The following is a 20,308-nucleotide window of genomic DNA, read 5'->3' as shown; positions in this document are numbered from 1 at the left end:
GCTGACCGCAAGACGAAGTCGGCGAGATGCCTCGGGCCAAAATTCAGCTGAACAACAGCCGTACCCGCCGCGCGCTTCGACAGTCGGGAAAAAATTTGCAGAACGATGTCGATTTCCGACAAACTCGTTCGTCGTTCCGATGAGACGCCAAACGGGCGGGCTCGAACAAGGAGGCAGACGATGCGCGTTATGGTGTTCGTGAAAGCAACTGAGGACAGCGAAAAGGGCATGTCCCCCACGCCCGAGATGATCGAGGCGTTCGCGGCGATGGACCGGTTCACCGAAGAGCTGGTTCAGGCCGGCGTCTTTGTGGCGGCCGCCGGTCTGAAGTCCGGCGCGGAAGCCAAGCGCATCACCTATGACGGCGCCAGCCGCACGGTGATCGACGGGCCGTTCGCCGAGGCCCGCGAGCTGGTTGCCGGCTTCTCGATCTGGGAGGTCAGGGACATGGACGAGGCCGTGGCCTGGGCGAAGCGTTGCCCCAACCCCATGTCGGGCCCGAGCGAAATCGAGCTCCGGCCGTTCTTCGAGGTGGCGGATCTGGCCGACTTCGTGACGCCCGAGGAGCTCGCGGCGCCGCGTGACGGAGAACGCGGGAGGCTCGGCGTCGCCTGATACCGCCGGCTGAGCCGGCCTATCTCCCCTGCGGCCCCGGTCGAAAAAGCGCCTTGCGATCACACGGAGTATTCCAATGACAATCACTATTACCGCCTTTGAGCGCTCACCCGACGGCGGCAGGGGGCTGGCGCGCGACACGCGCGTTCGCTGGGCGATCGAAGAAGTGGGCCAGCCCTATAAGGTTCGCCTCGTCTCGTTCCAGGCGATGAAAGAGCCCGCGCATCTGGCGCTTCATCCCTTCGGCCAGATTCCCACTTATGAGGAAGGCGATCTCGCCGTGTTCGAGACCGGCGCGATCGTTTTCCATATTGCCGAGCATCATGCCGGTCTGTTGCCGGAGGACGCCAATGCCCGGGCGCGTGCGATCACCTGGATGTTTGCCGCGCTCAACACGGTGGAGCCGCCGATCCTCGATCTCACGATCGCCAGGATATTCGAAGACGACAAGCCCTGGGCTGAGGAGCGCCTGCCGCTGGTCGTGGAGCGTCTGCGTGTCCGGTTAAACCAGCTTTCGGTTCGCCTGGGGGATGCCGAATGGCTCGACGGCATTTTTTGCGCTGGCGACCTTCTGATGGTATCGGTCCTGCTCAGACTGAGAATGTCGGGCATTCTGGACGAATATCCGAACCTGGCCGACTATGTCGCGCGCGGCGAGGCGCGGCACGCCTATAAGCGGGCTTTCGCTGCGCAACTGGCAATCAATGCCGCGCCGCCACCGGCCGGTTGAAGGATCCGCCCAGTCGCAGGCGTGGCGCGCGAAGATGGCGCCCGCCTGCGACTGAGCCGCTTGCCGTGCCATCACTGTCATGACACGTGGCATGGGCGCGTTCTTTCCGTCTATTCAGCAGGGCCAGCGAAGCTGCTCATGGCGCTTCCGATGGCTGCGCGAAAATCGAACCGGTGTTGCGAGTGTCCCGGCGAGACATGGATTACTGTCCCGTGAGACATCCATGTGTTTGACGCTCTGGCGAAGCGGCGATATGCGCCCGTCGATAAATATTATGCGGCAATGTCCGCCAGACAATTTCGGAGAGATATCGTGAGCGATCGCATTCCCGACGCAGGCCTTGAAGCGCAGGGCATCGAAACCCGCGCCAATCTGCACTGGAACCTGGTAACCGCGCGCCTGATCCAGGCCGCGATTTCGCGTGGTGAGGGCAAATTGTCCGCCGACGGCCCGCTGGTGGTTGAGACCGGCGCGCATACCGGGCGATCGGCGCAGGACAAGTTCATCGTGCGCGATGCGGAGACCGAGAGCAACGTCTGGTGGGGCAAGAGCAACAAGGCGATGAGCCCGGAGCATTTCGCCGCGCTGAAGACCGACTTCCTTGCCGCGCTGAAGAGCAAGGAAGATCTGTTCATCCAGGACTTGTTCGGTGGATCGCAGCCAGAGCACCGGGTCAATGTCCGCGTCGTGACCGAGCTCGCCTGGCACAATAGCTTCATCCGCACGATGCTGGTGCGTCCGGAAGAAAGCCAGTTGCGTAGCTTCGTCGCCGACTACACGATCATCGATTTGCCCAGTTTTGCCGCCGATCCGGCCAAGCATGGCTGCCGCAGCGAGACGGTGATCGCGGTCAATTTCACCGAGAAGCTGATCCTGATCGGCGGCACGCGTTATGCCGGCGAGATGAAGAAATCGGTGTTCGGCCTGCTCAATTATCTGCTGCCGCCGACCGGCGTGATGCCGATGCATTGTTCGGCCAATATGGGCCTGAGTGGCGACACTGCGGTGTTCTTCGGCCTGTCGGGCACGGGCAAGACGACGCTCAGCGCCGATGCCAGCCGCACGCTGATCGGCGACGACGAGCATGGCTGGTCGGACACCGCCGTGTTCAATTTCGAGGGTGGTTGCTACGCCAAGATGATCCGCCTCTCGGCCGATGCCGAGCCGGAGATCTTCGCCACCACCAAACGCTTCGGCACGATCCTGGAAAATGTCGTGATGGACCAGGTCACGCGCGTGCTCGACCTCGACGACGACAGCCTCGCGGAGAATAGCCGCGGCGCCTATCCGATCGATTTCATCCCCAATGCGTCGGAAAAGAATATGGGGCCAGTACCGCGCAACATCATCTTCCTGACCGCCGACGCGTACGGCATCCTGCCGCCGATCTCCAAGCTGACGCCCGATCAGGCGATGTATCATTTCCTCTCCGGCTATACCGCGCGCGTTGCGGGCACCGAGATCGGCGTGACCGAACCGAGCGCGACCTTCTCGACCTGCTTCGGCGCGCCCTTCATGCCGCGCCACCCGTCGGTCTACGGCAACCTGCTGAAGGAGCGGATTGCCAAGGGCGGGGTTGATTGCTGGCTGGTCAATACCGGCTGGACCGGCGGCAAATATGGTGTCGGCAAGCGCATGCCGATCAAGGCGACGCGCGCGCTGCTCAACGCAGCGCTCGACGGCAGTCTCAACAATGCCGAGTTCCGCACCGATCCCAATTTCGGGTTCAAGGTACCGGTCGCGGTGGCCGGGGTCGACAGTGCGATCCTCGATCCACGCCAGACCTGGGCAAACAAGGCAGATTATGACGCGACCGCGGCCAGGCTGGTCGATCAGTTCGTCGAGAATTTCGCCGAGTTCGCACCCCATGTCGACGAAGGCGTCCGACAATCGGCACCACGCGTTCGAGCCACCGAAGCCGCCTGATACGCCTGATCATCGATCGGGCCACTAGAGAAAGCCCGATCGATGACCGACTTGCCGTTCCGCCCCTTTGCCGGTGGCGCCACGATCCGCCGGATCGGGGAGGGGTTGCTAGCGTGCACGCTGCCCAAGGCCGGCTGGACGCATGAAGCCCATCTCGGCGCGACGCTGTGGCTGATCCGCGACCGGCCGGACGTGGATGTCGATGCGGAGATCGCCGGGATCATCGCCGCCTATAGTGAAAGCGTCGGCGGGGTGAACGACGACACGCAGGGCTTTCACGATACGATCACGCGATGTTTCGTTGCCGGGATCAGGCTGCATCTGTCGGGTCGCATGCCGGATGAGCCATTGACCGACACGGTCAACGCGCTGCTTGCCTCTCCCGCGGGGCAGCGCGACTGGCCGCTGCGCTTCTATAGCCCGCAGCGCCTGTTCACCGTCGCGGCACGGCGCGCGTTCGCGCCGCCCGACCTGACCCCGCTGCCTGACGTTTCAGGCTGACAACACCGCGATACGCTCCTAGTCTGATCGCAGGCGATGGGGAGCACGATAATGAACGTGATGGACATCATCAATCGGGCAGGCGGCATCAGCGCCATTTCCAGTCAGCTCGGTATCGACGAAGGAACCGCACAGGCGGGCGCGGCCGCGTTGCTGCCGGCGATCCTCGGCGGGATGAAGGGCCAGGCGCAGCAGCATCCCGACGGGTTGGGGGGCCTTGCCGATATTCTCGGCAGCCTGGGGGGCGGTGGTCTGCTTGCCAATGTGCTCGCGCCCGGCGCCAGCGACGTCGAAGCCGGCAACAATGTTCTGGGACAGATTTTCGGGTCGAAGGACGTCAGCCGCACTGTTGCCGATCATGCCGCCGCGCAGAGCGGTGTTTCATCCGACTTGCTCAAGAAGATGCTGCCGCTGCTGGCGATGGCGGTCGCGGGCTATCTTGCGAAGCAGGCCGGAGGTTCACAGGTCGGTACGGCGGGAAGCCAGCCAGGCGGCCTTGGCGGCATGCTCGGCGGTATCGTCGGATCGATTTTCGGCGGTGGTCAGCAGGCGGCGCCGCAGCCCGCCCCTGCGGCACCGGCAACGTCGGGTTGGGGCGGACTAGGGTCGCTGATCGACATGAATCATGACGGCAACCCGCTCGACGATATCCTTGGTATGGCGGGCAAGCTCACCGGCCGCTGAGCCGCACCGATCGACCTGATCGGGCGCTCGGCCCGGTTGCGCTGTGCCTGGACGATTCGCTCGTGCGGCCGGTTCGGCTTAGCTTGCGGAGCCGCTGACGGCATCTTCCGAGTCGAAGGGAATGATCATGGGATTGCTCGATAGACTGCTTGGCCAGGTGGCCGGCAATGTCGATATCAAGAATCTGGCGGGAAGGTCGGCCTGACGCCCGAACAAGCCGAAAGCGCGGTGACTGCGCTCGTCCACGCGCATCCCGAACCGGGCGACACGGTCGAGACCGCAGCCACGGCGACGGTCCTTTCGCCCGATATTCTGCAGCAGATCGTCGGCCATATCGGTGATGAAGGGTCGCTCGGCCAGTTCGCCAGCCTGCTCGGCGCGTCCGGTGGTGCCGGCGGCGTCATGGGCAAGGTTGGCGGCATGCTCGATCGCGACGGCGACGGCAATCCGCTCGACGATCTCGCTGGTCTGGCTGGCGGGTTGTTCGGCAAGAAATGATCGGTGTTTCCCCGGCTTCGAGCCGGGGAGCAATCAAGCGGCGGGCAGGGTGACTGCCTCGACCACCAGCACGCCACCCTCGACCGCGACGACGCGCATCCGGGAGCCTGCCGGTGAGTCCGGGCCGCGTGCCGGCCAGCTTCCATCGGCGAGGCGTACCCGTCCACCACCCGAATCGATCGCTTGATCGACCGTGACGATTTCACCGATCAGCCGCGCCGCGCGGTCGTTGAGCATCGGATCGCTGGAGGCGACCGGATAGTCGCGGTACCAGCGCCGCCCGATCATCACCGCGACCCCGCTCCAGATCGCGAATGAGGCGAATTGCGCAGGTGCGGGCAAGTCGGGCAAGGCGAGGCTCGCGACCCCGGTGATCGCCGCGGCGATCGCCAGGAACACGAGGAAGACACCGGGCAGCAGCAATTCGGTCACGCCGAGCACCAGCGCCGCGGTCAGCCAGAACGCGCCGGCACTCATTCCATCGAAGCTCATTGTTCACCGGGCTCTAATGGACCGCGCTTGCGGGCAGGGGGCGTGAATGGTGCCGGGTGCTGCGCCGCAGCAGGGCGATCGGCCAGTGCCTCGCGCGCGATCTCGCCGATCCCGCCGAGTGTGCCGATCAGCTGAGTCGCTTCGACCGGGAACAGGATCGTCTTGGCATTGGGCGAGGTGGCGAACTTGCCGACCGCCTCGACATATTTCTGCGCGATGAAATAGTTGATCGCCTGCGGGCTGCCCTGTTCGATCGCGATCGAGACGAGCTTGGTCGCGGTTGCTTCGGCTTCGGCAGCGCGTTCGCGTGCTTCGGCGTCGCGGAACGCGGCTTCGCGCCGCCCTTCCGCCTCAAGGATCTTCGACTGCTTTTGCCCCTCGGCGCGCAAAATTTCGGAAGCGCGCGAGCCTTCGGCCTCGAGGATGTTTGCCCGTTTCTCGCGTTCGGCCTTCATCTGGCGGCCCATCGCGTTGACGATATCAGCGGGCGGGCGGATGTCCTTCACCTCGACCCGGGTAATCTTCACGCCCCAGGCGGTGGTGGCATGATCGACCACCGAGAGCAGCCGGGCATTGATCTCGTCGCGTTTCGACAGCGTTTCGTCGAGATCCATCGACCCCATCACGGTGCGCAGATTGGTCGTCGTGAGCTGCAGAATCGCGACATAGAGTTCGGATACCTCATACGCCGCCTTGGCCGCGTCGAGCACCTGGAAGAACACCACGCCATCGACCGCGACCATCGCGTTGTCCTTGGTGATGATCTCCTGCCCCGGAATATCGATGACCTGCTCCATCATGTTGATGCGGCGGCCGACGCGATAGAAGAATGCGGGGTAGAAATTGAACCCGGGACGCGCCGTAGTCGTGAAGCGCCCGAAATGTTCGATCGTATATTGATAACCTTGCCGGACGATCTTGATGCTCGTGAAGAGGTAGAGCAACACCAGTGCCAGGACGAGCACGCCTGCGGTCAATTCCATGATATCGCCCTCCAAAAGCCGTTGCTCGACAATTTAGCAGATCAGCGGGACAAGGACAGTCAAATGCGTTGGTCCAGGCCCTAGCGCATGGCGGTGGCTTTGGTTACATGAGCCGCCACGATTCTCCCCGCGCAGGAACTGGCATCCCATGGAAATCCGCCTCGGTCTCACGTTCGACGATGTCCTGCTATATCCGGCGGAGTCCGACATCGTCCCGAGCCAGGCCAACACATCGACGCTGCTGACGCGCGGCATCAAGCTCGACATCCCGATCCTGTCATCGGCGATGGACACGGTGACCGAGGCCGACATGGCGATCGTCATGGCCCAGCTCGGTGGAATCGGCGTGCTTCACCGCAACATGGAAATCGACGAGCAGGTCGCCGCGGTACGCCAGGTCAAGCGCTTCGAATCGGGCATGGTGGTCAACCCGATCACCATCGCGCCCGACGCGACACTGGCCGAGGCGCAGACTCTGATGACGCGCCACAGGATCAGCGGCATCCCGGTGGTCGAGAAGGACGGCAAGCTGGTCGGCATCCTGACCAACCGCGACGTGCGTTTCGCGGGCAATCCGCGTCAGCCGGTCGCCGAGCTGATGACGCACGAGAATCTCGCCACGGTCGGCACCGGCGTCAACCAGGAAGAGGCGCGCCGCCTGCTTCATCAGCGCCGGATCGAGAAGCTGATCGTGGTCGATGAATCCTATCGCTGCATCGGCTTGATCACCGTCAAGGATATCGAGAAGGCGGTGATGTATCCCAACGCGACCAAGGACGCGACCGGGCGGTTGCGCGTCGCGGCGGCAACGACGGTCGGCGACAAGGGTTTCGAGCGGACCAGCGCTCTGGTCGATGCCGAGCTCGACCTGGTCATCATTGACACCGCGCACGGTCATAATCGCGACGTCGCGCGTGCGGTCGAGCGGGTCAAGAAACTGTCCAATTCGGTTCAGGTGATCGCCGGTAACGTCGCCACTGCGGAGGCGACCCGCGCTCTGATTGATGCCGGCGCGGACGGGATCAAGGTTGGCATCGGACCCGGTTCGATCTGCACCACACGCGTCGTCGCCGGAGTCGGTGTGCCGCAGCTGACCGCGGTGATGGATTGCGCAGCCGAAGGGCATAAGGCGGGCATTCCGGTGATCGCCGATGGCGGCATCCGCACGTCGGGCGATATCGCCAAGGCGCTGGCAGCGGGCGCGTCGAGCGTGATGATCGGATCGCTGCTCGCGGGGACCGAGGAAGCGCCGGGCGAAACCTTTTTATATCAGGGCCGCGCGTACAAATCCTATCGCGGCATGGGGTCGGTCGGCGCAATGGGCCGGGGATCGGCCGATCGTTATTTCCAGGGCGATATCAAGGATCAGCTCAAGCTCGTGCCCGAAGGCATTGAGGGGCAGGTCGCGTTCAAGGGTCCGGCGCGCGACGTGATCCATCAGCTGGTTGGCGGGGTGAAAGCGGCGATGGGTTATACCGGTTCGGCGACGATCGAAGAACTGCAGAAGCGCGCGCGCTTCGTGCAGATCACCGGCGCCGGCCTGATGGAAAGCCATGTGCACGACGTGACGATCACGCGCGAGGCGCCCAACTACCCGACGCGTTGAGCGCGTAGGTTTTTTCTTTCCGTTTCCCTGGCGAAGGCCGGGGCCAGTTGCGGAGCAGCAGTAACTGCGCGGTGCCCTTCGTTACCTCGACCCGTGCGACTGGGCCCCGGCCTTCGCCGGGGAAACGCATATCGGGTGCGCACTTTGCACAAATACCGGGGCGAGCCCGGCACGACGAAGTCTGGAACATAGAATGACACCATCGGCACGAATTCAGGCAGCGATCGAGCTGCTCGACGGAATCGTCGTCGCCGCACGTGACCAGGGCGCGGCCGCAGATACGCTGATCGCGCGCTATTTCGCCGAGCGCCGTTATGCTGGCAGCAAGGACCGGCGCGCGGTACGCGAACTGGTTTATGCGGCGATCCGGCAACTCGGCGATCGTCCCAAAAGCGGCAGGGCGGCAATGCTCGCGCTGGCGCAGGCCGATCCGGACATTGCGGCATTGTTCGACGGTTCGGCGCATGCTCCAGCTGCGATAGGCGCCAGCGAAACCGCCGCAAAAATCGGCACCGCACCCGACTGGATTGTCGCCAAATTGCTGGAGTCGGGCATCGGTGAGGAAGAACTCCCCGCGCTGATCGACCGCGCGCCGCTGGACGTACGGATCAATCGCCTCAAGCCGGCGCCCGAGCGTATCGAGGGTGCCGAGCCGATCGCGGCACTGCCGGATGCGTTGAGGCTTCCTTCGGGCACCAATGTCGAGGCGCTTGAGGCGGCGAAGGACGGCGCGGTCGAAGTACAGGATGCGGGCAGCCAGATCGTGACCATGGCGGCCAAGGCCGCGCCCGATATGCGCATCGTCGATCTGTGCGCCGGTGCCGGCGGCAAGACGCTCGCGCTGGCGGCGGAGATGGATAATCGCGGAGCGCTGCTTGCGACGGACACCGATCGCAACCGCCTGTCGCGCATCGCGCCGCGTGCCGCACGGGCCGGGGCGACGATCATCGAAACGCGGCTGCTCAACCCGACGCGCGAGATCGAGGCGCTGGAGGATTGGCAGGGCAACAGTGATTGCGTGCTGATCGATGCGCCCTGTTCGGGCACCGGTACATGGCGCCGCAATCCGGAGGCGCGCTGGCGACTGACCTCCGACCGGATCGAACGACTGGTCGCAACTCAAGCGCATGTACTCGGGATCGGCGCGAGTCTGGTCAAGCCGGGCGGGGCGCTGGTCTATATCGTCTGCTCGCTGCTCGACGACGAAGGCGCGGGGCAAATCGCGCATTTCCTTGGCGAGCATCCGGAATGGAGCGTCGATCAGCTTGAGCTGCCTGCCGGCCGGTCACATGGGCCGGGCATCCGGCTCACCCCGGCTCATGACGATACCGACGGGTTTTTTGTCGCAAGACTGAAACGGCCATGCTAGCCGAACAATCGTGACAAAACCCGTACTGCCGCTGTTGGAGAGCATCATGCGTTATTCGTCCGTCGCCGCCGCAGCAGCCCTGACGTTGCTCACGGTATCGACCGCCCTCCATGGCCAGCGCCCCGACGATCAGATCGACCCGCGATCGATGGCACTGCTTGCACAAGGCAAGGCGGCACAGACGGCCGGCAATTTCGACGGTGCGACCGACGCGCTGGAAACCGCATTGGCGGTCGATCCGCGCAACCGCGCCGCGTTCGTCACGCTCGGCGACGTTGCCCAGGCGCGCGGCCTGCCCGGCAAGGCGATCCGCCTTTACCGCGAAGCGTTGCTGATCGAGCCGAACGACCGTGTGGCGCTGCAGGGCCAGGGCGCGGCGCTGGTCGCCAAGGGAGCGGTAATCCAGGCCAAGGCCAATCTCGGCAAGATCAGGACGCTGTGCGGCAAGGCCGCTTGCCCCGAGGCCGTGACGCTGGCGGCGGTGATCGCCAAAGGACCGCCGATCGTGACGGCGGCGGCGCAGACCAAGGTGCCGGAAAAGCCGGCGACTGCGAAAGAATGACGCTTTAGGCGCTCATCACCCGCGCCACTTCGACAAACTCCGCCACGCTCACTGTCTCCGCCCGGCGTGTAACCTCAATCCCGACTTGCTCCAAGGCCGCCAGAGCGCCGGGTACGCCCTTGACGCTCTGCCGCAACATCTTGCGCCGCTGACCGAACGCCGCACCGGTCAGGCGTTCCAGCACCGCAAAATCGACACCCTGAGGCGCCTCCAACGGCACGATATGCACCACCGCCGACATCACTTTGGGCGGCGGGGTGAAGGCCGAGCGGTGGACCGGCATTGCGAGCTTCACGCTGCTGCGCCATTGCGCGAGCACCGCGAGCCGACCATAAGCGTCGTCATCGGTACCGGCGACGATGCGATCGGCGACTTCCTTTTGGAACATCAGGGTCAGGCTCGACCACCAGGGCAGCCAGCCGGCCGAAAGCCAGCGCACGAGCAGCGCGGTGCCGATATTATAGGGCAGGTTGGAGACGATGTGCGGTTTGCCCTCAAACAAGGTCACCGCGTCGATCTCCAGCGCGTCCTCCTCAATCACGCGCAGCTTGCCGGGAAAAGCCTCGCCCAGTTCCGCCAGTGCCGGGATGCAGCGCCGGTCGCGCTCCACCGCCGTGACGCGCGCGCCGGCCTGGAGCAGGGCACGGGTCAAGCCGCCAGGGCCCGGACCAACCTCGAATATTTCGGCATTCTGAAGGTCGCCCGGCACGCGCGCGATACGCGAAAGCAATTGCCCGTCGAGCAGGAAATTCTGCCCCAGTGCCTTGCTCGCGGTAAGGCCGTGACGCGCGATGACCTCGCGCAGCGGCGGCAATGGCGGCAGTGGGGTATCGGTCACGCGTCCGCAGCAGCGCGACGCGCGGTCGCTTCCCCGGCCATCCTGATCGCGGCGATCATCGCGCCCGGCTCGGCCTTGTTCTGGCCGGCGATACCGAACGCGGTGCCGTGATCGGGCGAGGTGCGTACGATCGGAAGACCGAGGGTGATATTGACGCCTTCGTCGAAGTGCAGCGTCTTGAGCGGCACCAACGCCTGATCGTGATAGCAGCAGATCGCCGCGTCGTAAGTTGCACGTGCGCGATCGTGGAACATGGTGTCGGCGGCGAACGGGCCGGTCGCGTCGATGCCCTCGTCGCGCAGCTGTGCGATTGCGGGGATGATGAAGTCGATCTCCTCGCGGCCGATCGCCCCGCCTTCGCCGGCATGCGGGTTGAACCCGGCAAAGGCCAGGCGCGGTGAGGCGATGCCGAAATTGCGCTGCAGCCCGCGTGCGGTCGCGCGGCCCTTGGCGACGATCAGTTCGACCGAGAGCATTTCCGACACGAGGTTCAATGCGACATGAGTGGTCACCGGCACGACGCGCAACGTGGGCCCGGCGAGCATCATCACCGCGTTATCGCCCGAAATGCCGCAGCGTTCGGCGATGAATTCGGTCTGTCCGGGATAAGCGAAGCCGATCTGGTAGAGCTGCGCCTTCGACACCGGCCCGGTGATCAGCGCGCGCGCGGTGTCCGATCGGGCGAGGCCGGCGGCCATCTCCAGCGAATGCAGCGCGCAACGCGCGCCATCGACGTCGGGCCGGCCAGGCACAATTTCGCCGCCATCCTCGACATTGAGTACGGGCAGCGCATCGGCAAAACTGCCATTCGCCTCGGCCGGGTCGCTGATCCGCGCGATCGGCCCCTGCCAAACGGCCGCGATCGCGCGCGCATCACCGACCGCAAAGAACGGCATCAGCGCATGCGCGTCGCGCCTGACCCAGGCCTTGGCGATCACTTCCGGGCCGATCCCGGCGGGGTCGCCCATCGAGACAGCAAGCGGCAAGGTCATCGGGCGCTCAGCGATAATCGATGATCGCGTCACGGCGAAGATCGCGCAGCAATGTCTGAGCACGCAAATTGACGCGCGACTGCTCCATCTGCGCCTGGATCTGGTCGGCACGTGGAAGATCGCCGTTGCGCGGGTCGTCACGGCCACACACGACTAGCGCACGAACGCCGTCCTGCGCGGAGCCGAATGGTGGTGTCGCCTGGCCGACCTGCAGCTTGAGTAGTATCTCCTGCAGCGCGGGCGGCAGGTCGCGAACCGCGACCGCGTCGCTGTCCACAACTTCGGCGCCGATATCACCGGCGATCTTGGCAACCCCGCCACAGCCCTGGATCGTCTCGATCGCCTTGGCAAAATCGGCAGCTCGCGCGGTTGCCCCCGCCTGAGTCGTGCCGGTGGGGAAGCGGATGGTGAGCTGTTTCAGGGCCAGCCGCGCATCACGCGGATCGGCGGTCAGCACCTGCCGTTTGTCGACGAGATAGAGGATCGAGAAGCCGCCCGGCACTTCGACCGGCCCGGCAAGCTGGCCGACCTGCATCGTGGTAGCGGCGCTGGCCAGCGCATCAGGCAGCTGCGCGGCGCGCACCCAGCCGAGATCGCCATCGACGCTGCGCGTCGAGGCTTCGGAGGCGGAGCGGGCGAAATAGGCGAACGGCGCTTCGCCTTTTTGAATCTTTTCGATCATCTGGCGCATGGTGGCCATGACCTGTTGCTGCCGCTCGGGCGTCGCCGACAGATAGATTTCGCTGACATGGAATTCCTCCATGCCCTTAGAGTTTTTGAGGCGATCCAGGATGGCCTTCACTTCCTCTTCGCTGACATTGATGCCCGGCTCCACCTTGCGGCGCAGGTAGCGCTGCCAGGCCAGCTCCCCCTCGATCTGGCGCTTCAGCGAGCGTTCCGACGATCCGACCGAGCGCAGATAGGTGCGCATCTCGACCGGCGAGCGCTTGAAATTGCGCGCGACGCGCTCGAAGCTCTGCGTGATTTCCGGCGCCGAGACGGTGATCTCGTTGGCCTTGGCCTCCTGGATCTGCAGCGTCTCGTCGATCAGCTGGCGCAGGATCTGCAGCTTCAGGCGATCCTTGTCCTCCGAGCTCAGCTTCAACTCATTTGCCGATACGATCAACGCGACGCGCTGATCGACATCGGTTCCGGTGATGACGCTTTCGTTGACGATCGCCGTCGGCTTGCGCACGTTCGGATCGACCTTGCCAAAGATCTGCATATTAGCGGGAATGTCGAGCCCGGTGGCGGGCACGCTGTTGTCACTAACGGTCTGCGCGACAACGACACCCGCCATTGCGACGCCTGCCAGAAATGCAACAGCGCGGCCGGTTCGGGCCGCCTTCGTCTTCGAAATCATCACGTCGTTCTAAATCCCTTATCGCGCCGTAGCGCCCCGGCGATAATTTTCATGAAACAGGGCAGGTGAACCCAAGCTTAGCGGCCAAGATTTTTGAATGCCAGCGTCAACAGGAAACTGTTGCCCGCAACCGCATCGCCAGTTTTCTGATAATCGCGTTTCCAGGTGAGCCCGAGCCTGAGGCAATCATCTTCATACGCGACGCCGACACGGTGCCGTACGGGATCGAAACCATCGGAAACCGAAAGTATATCCTCGTTGCGGTCGGTGAGATCGATCACCGTCGATCCGAAGACCGACCAGAAGCGCGCAATCTGCACACGGCCGGCGAGGCGCACCTCTTCACGATCCTGCAAATCCTCCAGCGTCCGGTCAATGTTGCGATTGAGCCGCAGATAACCGACCAGCGCATAAGTGCTACGCGATCCGACGGTCAGGTCGAGTTCGTTGCGGCGCACCGCCAGATCATCCTTGTCGATCCGATAACGCTGCGTGAACGATACGAAATCGCGAAAGCGGATCTCGTTGCGGCCGACAATGTCGGAGAAACGGTCGGTCAGGCCGGTGCCGTCGGGAAAGATCACCGGGCGCTGGCCCAGGCGATAACTTTGTCCGACATTGGTCTTGATCGACAGGCCCGGCAGGTCCAGCGCCCAGTCCAGGCCATAAGTGAAGCGTGTCGCATCCTCGAACCGGTCATAGCCGGCGAAACGGTTGAGCGCGAAAAGGTTTGAATCCTCCAGATCGACCGAACGCGCATCCTCATTGGGAATGTCGAGATTCTCGGTCTTGGGCGCGGCGACAACCTGAAACCGGGGCGTCAGGCGCTGCGTTCCGCCGAGGAATTCGCCGATCAGCGGCCATTTCACATCGACCGCCAGGGCGCCGATCGCACGAGCGTGCACGCCCTCGACACCGCTATAGCTCGGGATCGTCGTCGCGAGCGTATCGTTGGCGTTGTAGACGTCGCCGCGCGCATAGGCAGTGAAAGTCACTTCCTGGCCGAGTGAAGTCAGTTTGCGCAGGTCCCAGCGCGCACTGGCAAAGGCGCGTTGAGTGTCCTGTCCGCCGGTCCGGGTGATCGCCAGCGTGTTGACCTGCACCTCGAACTTGCCGCCGAGCAGCCCATCGCCGAAGCGGCGGCGATAATCGAGCTCTGGCAGCGCGATCGGTTGCTGCCCCTGACGATCGTTGACGCGCAGCGTCTGGATCGACCAGCCGGTGAGTGCGAAATAACTGTCGGCATCGATCCGTTCGAGACTGACGGTCGACCGCAGTCGGTCGTCGCGCGACATGTCGTAGCGGCGCAGGAAGGTGCGGTCGCTGGCCAGGCGGATCGATGCCCGCGCGCTCCAGTTCTCATCGAACTGGTAGCGGCCCACGCCTTCGAGATAACCGCGAAAGGCGGTTTCCTGAGTCGTCGCCGCCGCGTTCGACAACAGGTCGTTGCTGCGTGAGCTGACCGTCGCATACCCGTTGATTCGATAGGCGCCCTTGCTGGTCAGCACGCTATAATCCGCCTGGATCATCGGCAGAACCTTGCTGAACACCCGCGGCGTCAGGATCAGTCCGCGATTGGGCGCGAGACGAAAATAATAGGGCTGCGCATATTCGAAGCCGTTGCTGCCGCCGAAGCGGATGTCGGGGCTGAGCAGGCCGCTTGCACTGCCGTCACCGACCGTGTGCGAGAAACTCGGCAGCGGAATGGTCGGCAGGCCGAACAGGTTGATCTGTGCGCCCTTGTAGTAGATCCGGTCGCGATCGGGGCGATAGATCACCTTGACCGCGGTAATCTTCCACGACGGTTCCTTCGGGCAACCCTTTTCGGTGGTGACCGCGCACGGTGTGAAGGCCGCGTCGTCGAGCGTTACAGTCTCGTCCAGCGATCTGGTGCCCTTGCGCGCCGCAAGTCGTCCGCCGCGTTCGAGCACGATCAGCATATTGTCGACCACGCCGTCCTTGAGCGCATCGGTCAACTCGATCGAATCACCATAAGCCGTGTCGCCGCCGGGGTTGGTCACCGCGACATTGCCATTCGCCATGACCTTGCCGGTATTGCGGTTCCATATGACCTTGTCGGCGCGCAACCGATCGCCGCCGCGATACATGCGCACATCGCCGATCGCCGTAATGACCTCTTCGTTGAGGTCATATTCGAGCGACCCGGCGGTGAACTGCACCTGCTCATCAGTCGTGGGCAGCGGTGTTTCGGACGGTGGCGGCGGCGCCACCGGGCGTGACTGAAGATCCTGTGCCTGCGCCCCGTAAGCGAGAAACAGGGCGAGCGGTGCCGCACAGGTCAGGAGCAGATCGGAACGCTTCACGTTGGGAAACACACCCCCAGGACGCGCCGGAATGACGCGCGAACGCCCGCCCTATCGCATCACGAGGCGTCCGCCGCAATCGCGCTGACTGTCGGCACCGGACTTTGCCAGCCAGCGTCCTCTGGCCTAGAGGGTGGCGACTCAATCCCCCGTTCATTTCCTCCGAGGTTTCCATGCAGATTCTTTTCTCCACCGCGGCTGCCGATGCCGGCGCGCCGCTCGCGATGCCGATCGAGAAGGATGGACTGGAACGGGCCAATTTCCCCGGGCTCGATGACGCCGCGTGCAAGGTCGTGCTCGGCGCGGCACGGAGCAGCCGGTTCGACGGCGAGACCGCAGCGATCGCCGAAATTTTCGTCGGTGCGGGCGAAGGCGTTCGCCGCATCCTGCTGCTCGGCGTCGGCAATGGTGGCGAGGCCGAATATGAGAAGGCGGGTGGCGCGTTGACCGCACGTCTGCTCACCTCCGGCGTGGAGGCGATCACGGTCGATCTGGCCGCTGCGACGCCGACCGCCAAGGCCGCCGCGCGATTCGCGGCAGCGGCGGCGCAGCGTAGCTGGCGGCACGATATCTACCGCACCAAATTGCCTGAAAAGTCGAAGCCCACGCTGACCTCGATCACCTTGCTCAACGCGCCGGAGGGGACCGATGCGGCCTGGTCGCATCAAAAGGCGCTGACCGAAGGCCTTGAACTGACCCGCACATTGGTCGCCGAGCCGCCCAACGTGATCTATCCGGAAAGCTTCGTCGCCAAGGTGCTTGCCGAGGTCCAGGGCCTCGGCCTTGAAGTCACCGTGCTCGACGAGGCGGCGATGCGCGACCTCGGTATGGGCGCGCTGCTTGGTGTCAGCCTGGGTTCGGCACGCGAAGCGCGGCTGCTCGCGCTGAAATGGAGCGGTGCAGGTGAGGGCGATCCCGCGCTCGCGCTGGTCGGCAAGGGCGTAACCTTCGATACCGGCGGTATCTCGCTCAAGGCCGGGCCCGGCATGGAAGACATGAAATGGGACATGGGCGGCGCGGGGGCAGTGGTCGGCGCGATGAAATCGCTTGCGGCGCGCAAGGCCAGGGCCAACGTGATCGGCGTGTGCGGGCTGGTCGAGAATATGCCAGATGGTGCGGCGATGCGGCCGGGCGACGTGATCACGTCGATGTCGGGCCAGACGATCGAAGTGCTCAACACCGATGCCGAAGGACGGCTGGTGTTGTGCGACGCGCTGACCTGGGTACAACGGACACACAAACCCAAGACGATCGTCGATCTTGCCACACTGACCGGCGCAATTATCGTCAGCCTCGGCCATGAACATGGCGGTTGCTTCGCCAATGACGATTCGCTTGCCGATCAGCTGCTCGCGGCGGGCTTGGCGTCGGGCGACCTGTTGTGGCGCTTCCCGCTCTCGGACGCTTATAACAAGCTGATCGACAGCCCAATCGCCGATATGAAGAATGTCGGGCCACGCGGCGCCGGTTCGATCACCGCAGCGCAATTCCTTCAGCGTTATGTCGAGACCGGCGTGCGCTGGGCGCATCTCGATATCGCCGGCATGGTGTGGGCCGACAAGGCCGGCCCAACCTTCGACAAGGGCGCGACGGGATATGGCGTACGCCTGCTCGATCGTTTCGTGGCGGAAAATTTCGAGAGCTGATGTCCAAGTCGATTTCCCAGTCGGTTCCTGAGTCCGTGCAAGTCGATTTCTACCATCTGACCGTAACGCCGCTCGACCGTGCCTTGCCGCAAATTGCGGAGAAGGTCGTGGCGAGCGGCGGGCGGCTGTTGATCGTCGCGGAGAGCGGCGCGCAGCGCGCGTCGCTCGACCGGCTGCTCTGGGCCTATTCGGCCGAAAGCTTCCTGCCGCATGGCGAAGCGGGCGGGGACGGCGATGCGCGCCAGCCGATCTTGATCGGAGCGGACACGCTTGCGGCCAATGACGCGCGCAACATAGCGCTCGCCGATGGCGTCTGGCGTGACGAAGCACTGGGGTTCGATCGCGCCTTCCACTTCTTCGACAGCGACCGGATTGTCGAGGCCCGCACCGCCTGGAAGGCGCTGGCCGATCGCGACGGGATCGAGCGGCGCTATTGGAAACAGAACGAAAATGGCCGCTGGGAACAGGCGGTCTAACTCTCCTCCGATGGCCGGCGATCTTGCATTGCGGCAAGGCGCCGCCTAGAGAGCCGCGACTTTCCGCCATTTACGACATCATTCAAGATACAGGAGCTTCACGGTTATGGCCGCGAACCGTACGTTTTCGATCATCAAGCCCGATGCCACCCGCCGCAACATCACCGGCGCCGTCACCAAGATGCTGGAGGAAGCCGGCCTGCGCGTCGTCGCGTCCAAGCGTATCCAGATGACTCGCGATCAGGCCGAAGGCTTCTACGCGGTGCACAAGGAGCGTCCGTTCTTCGGTGAACTGGTCAGCTTCATGATCTCCGGCCCTGTCATCGTGCAGGTTCTCGAGGGCGAGAACGCAATGCAGCGCAATCGTGACATCATGGGCGCGACCAACCCCGCCAATGCGGACGCCGGCACGATCCGCAAGGAACTGGCCGAATCGATCGAGGCGAACACGGTCCATGGTTCGGACAGCGACGAGAATGCAGCGATCGAGATCGCCTATTTCTTCAAGCCCGAAGAAATCACCGGCTGATATGGAATGGCGCGTGCGACAGGCCGGGGTGGAAGACGCCACTGCCCTGTCGCTCGTCGCCAATGCGGCGTTTCTCGATACCTATGCTCTGGTGCTGACTCGCGACGACCTGATCGCGCATTGTATCAAGAATAATGGGGTCGAGACCTTCGCCGCCTGGGCGAGCGATCCGGCGACGATCATCACCATCGCCGAAATCGAGCCGGGCCATGTTCCGCTCGGCTATGCGGTGCTGACCACACCCGATTTTCCGATCGAACGGCGGTCGGGCGATGTGGAATTGCGCCGCATCTATACGCTGAAACAGGCGCATGGCTTGGGCATTGGCCCGGCGCTGATGGCGCGCGCGATCGAGGATGCGGGTCGGCTGGGGCATGACCGCATGCTACTTGGGGTGTGGGAGCATAATGACCGCGCCCGGGCATTCTACGAACGCAACGGCTTCACCGTGATCGGCACGCGACAATTCCAGGTGGGCGCCGAGATCCACGACGACCCGATCTACGCGCGCTCGCTTTAGCTTATTTGGCTGATTTGGGTTTCTCTCGCGCCCAGATCGCGTCGAGCCGTGCTTTTGAACTCGTCCGTTCGCGCAGCAACAATCCTTCTAGACGCAGCGCGCGACCGCGCAACACACGCCCCTCGGTCTTCCACACCACATCGTAGATTGCGGTGTCGCGGCGCTCCTTGTCGGCGTCCCAATAGCTGGCGGTGATCAGGACGGGGATGCGGCCCTGCTGCGAATCGGGGCCATTATCGGTCAGCGTCAGCACGGGTGACGAGAACCAGCCGGCATCGATCCGCGGCTCGAGTACGCTGGTCTGCGCCGCGACGCCAAGGGCGGACGGGAAAATCACGTCGATATTCTGAATATCGTGCGCTGCATCGGTCAGTTTCAGGCGATCGCCACCGCTCTCGCCACTGGCTTTCAGCATCACCAGCGTGCGGACTTTGGCTTCACTTGCCTTTTCGACCTGCTTCGCTTGATCATCGGCGCGGCGGTCCGACCAAGTCATCCACAAGCCTAGAGCGGCGATGACCAGGCCAGCGACGCCGACCAGTTCGGCGAGCGTAACCCAACGGCGGCGCGTCGCTGCGGCCTCGGCGCGATCGACCGCCTGCTGCGCGGCCGTTTCGACCGCGTGGTGGGGTGGTGCAGGGGATTGGGTTACGGGATCCGGCTGCGATAGCGGCGTCTCGGGCGTTTCGTCGCTCATCGTCCTCCAGCCTCCAGCAAACGGCGTGGTGCGACCATTTCCCAGCTCATCGCGATACGGTCGGCGACGCGGTCCCAGTCGAGATCGGCCACGTCGAGTCGCATCGCGATCCAGCCCGAAGGTCCCATATAGGGGGGCGAATAATAGAAATCCGGATCGGCCTCGATCAGCATCTGCTGTTCCTCGATCCCGCTGGTCTTGACGATCGCGACCGTCTCTCCGTCGCTGTGATGATCGTGCCAGAAATAGGCGAATGCCTTGCCCTTCTCGATGAAAAAGCCGGGTGAACCATGCGACAATTTTTCATATGTCGAGAGCAGCGACAGTGCCGCGTCACGGAGCTTGGCGAGTGCGGATTCGGGATCGGGACTCATCGTGCGGCGAAGTCTGCCAGAATGCGCGGGTAAAGGCGATGCTCCGCAGCCAGGACGCGTTCGGCAAGCGTACCGGGCGTGTCGTCGGGCAGGATCGGCACTTCGGCCTGGCCAAGGACCTCGCCACCGTCGAGTTCTTCGGTCACGACATGGACAGAGCATCCGGCCACGGCATCGCTCGCGTCAATGGCGCGCGCATGGGTGTCGAGTCCTTTATATTTGGGGAGGAGGGAGGGGTGGATATTGACGATCCGCCCGCGCCAACGCGCTACGAAATCGTCGGAGAGCAGCCGCATATAACCGGCAAGCGCGATGATTTCGACGCCAGCGTCGCGCAGGGTGGCATCGATCGCGGCCTCGTATTCGGCCTTGGGCATCCCCTTTGGCGATTGGGCGAAGGTGGCGATTCCCTGAGCCTTGGCCCAGACTAGGCCGGGCGCGTCGGGTTTGTCCGAAGCGACGAGTGTGATTTCGTAAACGCTGCCAGTCGAACTCGCGGCGTCGACCAATGCCATCATATTCGAGCCACGGCCCGAAATCAGGATACCGACCTTAACCGTCATGCCCGCGCAAGCGGGAATCC

General features: G+C 63.9%; 22 protein-coding genes. 13 read left to right on the top strand and 9 right to left on the bottom strand.

What is annotated here, in order from left to right; all coding sequences use genetic code 11:
- Nucleotides 1-180: 180 nt before the first annotated feature.
- The 6 genes from ACVWZA_RS05575 to ACVWZA_RS05550 all read left to right on the top strand — a co-directional run bounded on the left by ACVWZA_RS05575 (nucleotide 181) and on the right by ACVWZA_RS05550 (nucleotide 4,954).
- Nucleotides 181-615 carry a YciI family protein gene (locus tag ACVWZA_RS05575; protein WP_457310182.1) on the top strand — a complete coding sequence of 145 codons (435 nt, stop codon included), beginning with the start codon at nucleotides 181-183 and terminating at the stop codon, nucleotides 613-615.
- A gap of 76 nt (nucleotides 616-691) precedes the next feature.
- Nucleotides 692-1,345: a glutathione S-transferase family protein gene (locus ACVWZA_RS05570; protein ID WP_457310181.1), complete on the top strand. Its 654-nt coding sequence runs from the start codon at nucleotides 692-694 to the stop codon at nucleotides 1,343-1,345.
- A 282-nt stretch (nucleotides 1,346-1,627) separates the two neighbouring features.
- Nucleotides 1,628-3,271 (top strand): phosphoenolpyruvate carboxykinase, encoded by a 1,644-nt coding sequence (locus tag ACVWZA_RS05565; protein ID WP_457310526.1) that lies wholly within the window; start codon nucleotides 1,628-1,630, stop codon nucleotides 3,269-3,271.
- A gap of 42 nt (nucleotides 3,272-3,313) precedes the next feature.
- A complete protein-coding gene (locus ACVWZA_RS05560) occupies nucleotides 3,314-3,772 on the top strand; it encodes a hypothetical protein (RefSeq protein WP_457310180.1) in 459 nt (152 codons plus the stop codon).
- Between the two features lie 51 nt (nucleotides 3,773-3,823).
- Nucleotides 3,824-4,456 carry a DUF937 domain-containing protein gene (locus ACVWZA_RS05555; RefSeq protein WP_457310179.1) on the top strand — a complete coding sequence of 211 codons (633 nt, stop codon included), beginning with the start codon at nucleotides 3,824-3,826 and terminating at the stop codon, nucleotides 4,454-4,456.
- A 228-nt stretch (nucleotides 4,457-4,684) separates the two neighbouring features.
- Nucleotides 4,685-4,954, top strand: a complete 270-nt coding sequence (locus ACVWZA_RS05550) for a hypothetical protein (RefSeq protein WP_457310178.1) — start codon at nucleotides 4,685-4,687, stop codon at nucleotides 4,952-4,954.
- A 33-nt stretch (nucleotides 4,955-4,987) separates the two neighbouring features.
- Here the strand turns inward: ACVWZA_RS05550 and ACVWZA_RS05545 are convergent, their stop codons facing one another.
- Together ACVWZA_RS05545 and ACVWZA_RS05540 are read right to left on the bottom strand one after the other, a co-directional pair.
- Nucleotides 4,988-5,446: an NfeD family protein gene (locus tag ACVWZA_RS05545; protein ID WP_457310177.1), complete on the bottom strand. Its 459-nt coding sequence runs from the start codon at nucleotides 5,444-5,446 to the stop codon at nucleotides 4,988-4,990.
- Nucleotides 5,443-6,429, bottom strand: a complete 987-nt coding sequence (locus tag ACVWZA_RS05540; protein WP_457310176.1) for an SPFH domain-containing protein — start codon at nucleotides 6,427-6,429, stop codon at nucleotides 5,443-5,445. The genes ACVWZA_RS05545 and ACVWZA_RS05540 overlap by 4 nt, the downstream gene beginning before the upstream one ends.
- Before the next feature lie 148 nt (nucleotides 6,430-6,577).
- Here ACVWZA_RS05540 and guaB point away from each other — a divergent pair, with 148 nt between their 5' ends.
- The 3 genes from guaB to ACVWZA_RS05525 all read left to right on the top strand — a co-directional run bounded on the left by guaB (nucleotide 6,578) and on the right by ACVWZA_RS05525 (nucleotide 9,966).
- Entirely contained in the window at nucleotides 6,578-8,035 is a 1,458-nt protein-coding gene (gene guaB, locus ACVWZA_RS05535) for an IMP dehydrogenase (protein WP_457310175.1), read from the top strand.
- A 193-nt stretch (nucleotides 8,036-8,228) separates the two neighbouring features.
- Nucleotides 8,229-9,404 carry an RsmB/NOP family class I SAM-dependent RNA methyltransferase gene (locus tag ACVWZA_RS05530; protein WP_457310174.1) on the top strand — a complete coding sequence of 392 codons (1,176 nt, stop codon included), beginning with the start codon at nucleotides 8,229-8,231 and terminating at the stop codon, nucleotides 9,402-9,404.
- 46 nt (nucleotides 9,405-9,450) lie between these two features.
- Entirely contained in the window at nucleotides 9,451-9,966 is a 516-nt protein-coding gene (locus ACVWZA_RS05525; RefSeq protein ID WP_457310173.1) for a tetratricopeptide repeat protein, read from the top strand.
- A 4-nt stretch (nucleotides 9,967-9,970) separates the two neighbouring features.
- Here ACVWZA_RS05525 and rsmA read toward each other — a convergent pair whose 3' ends face one another.
- From rsmA to ACVWZA_RS05505, 4 genes are all read right to left on the bottom strand, one after another.
- Nucleotides 9,971-10,804 carry a 16S rRNA (adenine(1518)-N(6)/adenine(1519)-N(6))-dimethyltransferase RsmA gene (gene rsmA / locus ACVWZA_RS05520; protein WP_457310172.1) on the bottom strand — a complete coding sequence of 278 codons (834 nt, stop codon included), beginning with the start codon at nucleotides 10,802-10,804 and terminating at the stop codon, nucleotides 9,971-9,973.
- On the bottom strand, nucleotides 10,801-11,796 hold the full coding sequence (gene pdxA / locus ACVWZA_RS05515; RefSeq protein ID WP_457310171.1) for a 4-hydroxythreonine-4-phosphate dehydrogenase PdxA: 996 nt from the start codon (nucleotides 11,794-11,796) through the stop codon (nucleotides 10,801-10,803). The genes rsmA and pdxA overlap by 4 nt, the downstream gene beginning before the upstream one ends.
- Before the next feature lie 7 nt (nucleotides 11,797-11,803).
- Nucleotides 11,804-13,096: a peptidylprolyl isomerase gene (locus tag ACVWZA_RS05510; protein ID WP_457310170.1), complete on the bottom strand. Its 1,293-nt coding sequence runs from the start codon at nucleotides 13,094-13,096 to the stop codon at nucleotides 11,804-11,806.
- Between the two features lie 140 nt (nucleotides 13,097-13,236).
- Complete coding sequence (locus ACVWZA_RS05505; protein WP_457310169.1) at nucleotides 13,237-15,483, bottom strand: LPS-assembly protein LptD; 2,247 nt, start codon at nucleotides 15,481-15,483, stop codon at nucleotides 13,237-13,239.
- Nucleotides 15,484-15,656: 173 nt separating this feature from the next.
- On the opposite strand from ACVWZA_RS05505, the gene ACVWZA_RS05500 reads away from it, so the two are divergent.
- The 4 genes from ACVWZA_RS05500 to ACVWZA_RS05485 all read left to right on the top strand — a co-directional run bounded on the left by ACVWZA_RS05500 (nucleotide 15,657) and on the right by ACVWZA_RS05485 (nucleotide 18,654).
- Nucleotides 15,657-17,129 (top strand): leucyl aminopeptidase, encoded by a 1,473-nt coding sequence (locus ACVWZA_RS05500; protein WP_457310168.1) that lies wholly within the window; start codon nucleotides 15,657-15,659, stop codon nucleotides 17,127-17,129.
- A gap of 35 nt (nucleotides 17,130-17,164) precedes the next feature.
- Nucleotides 17,165-17,605: a DNA polymerase III subunit chi gene (locus tag ACVWZA_RS05495; RefSeq protein WP_457310525.1), complete on the top strand. Its 441-nt coding sequence runs from the start codon at nucleotides 17,165-17,167 to the stop codon at nucleotides 17,603-17,605.
- A 106-nt stretch (nucleotides 17,606-17,711) separates the two neighbouring features.
- Nucleotides 17,712-18,134: a nucleoside-diphosphate kinase gene (gene ndk, locus ACVWZA_RS05490; protein ID WP_457310167.1), complete on the top strand. Its 423-nt coding sequence runs from the start codon at nucleotides 17,712-17,714 to the stop codon at nucleotides 18,132-18,134.
- Nucleotides 18,135-18,147: 13 nt separating this feature from the next.
- Nucleotides 18,148-18,654, top strand: coding sequence for a GNAT family N-acetyltransferase (locus ACVWZA_RS05485; protein ID WP_457310166.1), 507 nt, complete (start codon nucleotides 18,148-18,150; stop codon nucleotides 18,652-18,654).
- 1 nt (nucleotide 18,655) lies between these two features.
- Here ACVWZA_RS05485 and ACVWZA_RS05480 read toward each other — a convergent pair whose 3' ends face one another.
- The 3 genes from ACVWZA_RS05480 to purN are packed head-to-tail and all read right to left on the bottom strand — an operon-like array spanning nucleotide 18,656 to nucleotide 20,288.
- Nucleotides 18,656-19,351 carry a hypothetical protein gene (locus ACVWZA_RS05480; RefSeq protein ID WP_457310165.1) on the bottom strand — a complete coding sequence of 232 codons (696 nt, stop codon included), beginning with the start codon at nucleotides 19,349-19,351 and terminating at the stop codon, nucleotides 18,656-18,658.
- Nucleotides 19,348-19,725: an MmcQ/YjbR family DNA-binding protein gene (locus ACVWZA_RS05475; protein ID WP_457310164.1), complete on the bottom strand. Its 378-nt coding sequence runs from the start codon at nucleotides 19,723-19,725 to the stop codon at nucleotides 19,348-19,350. The genes ACVWZA_RS05480 and ACVWZA_RS05475 overlap by 4 nt, the downstream gene beginning before the upstream one ends.
- Nucleotides 19,722-20,288, bottom strand: a complete 567-nt coding sequence (gene purN, locus ACVWZA_RS05470) for a phosphoribosylglycinamide formyltransferase (protein WP_457310163.1) — start codon at nucleotides 20,286-20,288, stop codon at nucleotides 19,722-19,724. The genes ACVWZA_RS05475 and purN overlap by 4 nt, the downstream gene beginning before the upstream one ends.
- Nucleotides 20,289-20,308 lie beyond the last annotated feature (20 nt).

It is taken from the genome of Sphingomonas sp. UYAg733 (assembly GCF_054057355.1).
The sequence above is the reverse complement of the archived record's forward strand: the minus strand, read 5'-3'. Positions and strand labels throughout refer to the sequence as shown.

Excerpts from the sequence above, each read along its gene's own strand:
- ACVWZA_RS05575 (WP_457310182.1), top strand. The coding sequence starts at position 181 with ATGCGCGTTATGGTGTTCGTGAAAGCAACTGAGGACAGCGAAAAGGGC.
- ACVWZA_RS05555 (WP_457310179.1), top strand. The coding sequence starts at position 3,824 with ATGAACGTGATGGACATCATCAATCGGGCAGGCGGCATCAGCGCCATT.
- ACVWZA_RS05570 (WP_457310181.1), top strand. The coding sequence starts at position 692 with ATGACAATCACTATTACCGCCTTTGAGCGCTCACCCGACGGCGGCAGG.
- ACVWZA_RS05560 (WP_457310180.1), top strand. The coding sequence starts at position 3,314 with ATGACCGACTTGCCGTTCCGCCCCTTTGCCGGTGGCGCCACGATCCGC.
- purN (WP_457310163.1), bottom strand. The coding sequence starts at position 20,288 with ATGACGGTTAAGGTCGGTATCCTGATTTCGGGCCGTGGCTCGAATATG.
- ACVWZA_RS05530 (WP_457310174.1), top strand. The coding sequence starts at position 8,229 with ATGACACCATCGGCACGAATTCAGGCAGCGATCGAGCTGCTCGACGGA.
- ACVWZA_RS05480 (WP_457310165.1), bottom strand. The coding sequence starts at position 19,351 with ATGAGCGACGAAACGCCCGAGACGCCGCTATCGCAGCCGGATCCCGTA.
- ACVWZA_RS05500 (WP_457310168.1), top strand. The coding sequence starts at position 15,657 with ATGCAGATTCTTTTCTCCACCGCGGCTGCCGATGCCGGCGCGCCGCTC.
- ACVWZA_RS05525 (WP_457310173.1), top strand. The coding sequence starts at position 9,451 with ATGCGTTATTCGTCCGTCGCCGCCGCAGCAGCCCTGACGTTGCTCACG.
- ACVWZA_RS05545 (WP_457310177.1), bottom strand. The coding sequence starts at position 5,446 with ATGAGCTTCGATGGAATGAGTGCCGGCGCGTTCTGGCTGACCGCGGCG.
- pdxA (WP_457310171.1), bottom strand. The coding sequence starts at position 11,796 with ATGACCTTGCCGCTTGCTGTCTCGATGGGCGACCCCGCCGGGATCGGC.
- ACVWZA_RS05540 (WP_457310176.1), bottom strand. The coding sequence starts at position 6,429 with ATGGAATTGACCGCAGGCGTGCTCGTCCTGGCACTGGTGTTGCTCTAC.
- guaB (WP_457310175.1), top strand. The coding sequence starts at position 6,578 with ATGGAAATCCGCCTCGGTCTCACGTTCGACGATGTCCTGCTATATCCG.
- ACVWZA_RS05475 (WP_457310164.1), bottom strand. The coding sequence starts at position 19,725 with ATGAGTCCCGATCCCGAATCCGCACTCGCCAAGCTCCGTGACGCGGCA.
- ACVWZA_RS05565 (WP_457310526.1), top strand. The coding sequence starts at position 1,628 with ATGTCCGCCAGACAATTTCGGAGAGATATCGTGAGCGATCGCATTCCC.
- ndk (WP_457310167.1), top strand. The coding sequence starts at position 17,712 with ATGGCCGCGAACCGTACGTTTTCGATCATCAAGCCCGATGCCACCCGC.
- ACVWZA_RS05510 (WP_457310170.1), bottom strand. The coding sequence starts at position 13,096 with ATGGCGGGTGTCGTTGTCGCGCAGACCGTTAGTGACAACAGCGTGCCC.